Genomic DNA, 1428 nt, shown 5'->3' on the forward strand with positions numbered 1-1428 from the left:
TWWAAATTTAAAGCAAAATCATAATCTTACACAAAATTAGTTTTCAAATTGTCATATTGATGATTTTTTTTATTTCATCAAGAGTTTTCGACAAAATTAAAGAAATAAGTTATTTCTTGATTTAATAAATGTGCTTCTTCATTTTTAATTAAATTAATATCATCATTAATATTTTCTTTTTGTCCTGTTTTATTATCAAATATATTAATACAAAAATCATTGTACATATATATTGATATTAGATTTTTGATTGTCATATTTACCTCCTATTTTGAATTCGCTGGCACTCACTCCCAAGTGAAAGTGCCAAAGCGAGAGTTAGTTATATAATTAAGTATTTATCTATTTATTTACTACGCCATCCGCTTCACTGGGGGTGAGCGGTGGCGGTATWTTGTTTAATAATCGACAGTTGTTTTTTCTTTGTGGAGCCAGAGAGAATTCTCTCTCTTCATCCGCACCATTTCAGGTCAAAGCGTTCAGTTTTTAAAATAAATTCACTCGCACCTTGAAGAGCCTAATGCTGACTTTGTGGTTTTTAAAACCTCTGTCACCCTCTAATGGGATAATATCTATCGCAAATTTATTTATAAAGTGGTCATCTCAATATTTATTGTCGTTCGATGTTGACCTCGCACTTATCACGACTATCGCTTGTTAAAGCGTCTATTATTTCCGGACTGATTACCGCTGGGCTAGACCGCCTATGTGGAAAAAAACACTTAGTTATTTAAAATAACCGTCCCACACTGCATTAAGTTGTTTTATAAAATAAAATTTTTAAAGAACCAGTTTTATCATCAAAAATAATTTTTGAATTTTCTAGTTTTTGATAAAATAGCTTTTGTGTTTTATCTTTTACTTTATTCAATAAATCTTTATGTTTTTCACAAGTTCATAAAACTTTATTTGATAAAAATTCTTCGGTAATAAATGATATTGTTTTATAACAATTATCAATATCACATATTTTTTGTTGTTTATTAATTTCCATTACTTATCCCTTCTTTTATTAAGTTTTTTTATTTAATAGAAAATTAATTAACTGAAACAGAGAAAGGACAACACCTTAAATTAGGAGAAAAACAGATACACTTTGTAAAGATTTCTAAGATATTTAATAAATGTGTAACACAACTTAAAGAAGGTGACAAAAAGTTGCAAAAAGTTTCTATTTTAAGAATTTAAGATGATGTCCTTTCTCTGAATCAATTAATAATTTTGGGTTTTACAAATAAAAAAACCATTTTAGTAAATGGTTTATTATTCTTATTCAATTTCTGAGTTTTTTTAAAACCCTTCTTTTTTACATGMGAAGAATTTGTTTGTTTTGCTACTAATAAATATAGTGGTTGCATATCAGAAATAATTATTGATTTTTCTTTAATTAGTTGCTTATTCATATTTTCAATAATTCATTGTTWTTTT

Annotated in this window: 3 protein-coding genes; all 3 read right to left on the bottom strand. The window is 26.6% G+C overall.

Annotation, left to right across the window (positions count from 1 at the left end; all coding sequences use genetic code 4):
• Positions 1–26: 26 nt before the first annotated feature.
• Positions 27–257, bottom strand: a complete 231-nt coding sequence (locus EHV01_RS05545) for a hypothetical protein (protein ID WP_422066589.1) — start codon at positions 255–257, stop codon at positions 27–29.
• Between the two features lie 497 nt (positions 258–754).
• Positions 755–994: a hypothetical protein gene (locus tag EHV01_RS05550; RefSeq protein WP_422066590.1), complete on the bottom strand. Its 240-nt coding sequence runs from the start codon at positions 992–994 to the stop codon at positions 755–757.
• 190 nt (positions 995–1184) lie between these two features.
• Positions 1185–1428, bottom strand: a 244-nt coding sequence (locus EHV01_RS05555) for a hypothetical protein (RefSeq protein ID WP_422066591.1), incomplete at its 5' end; no start/stop codon positions are given.

Source organism: Spiroplasma sp. hy2, assembly GCF_044714365.1.
Classification (GTDB): domain Bacteria; phylum Bacillota_I; class Bacilli_A; order Mycoplasmatales; family Mycoplasmataceae; genus Spiroplasma; species Spiroplasma phoeniceum.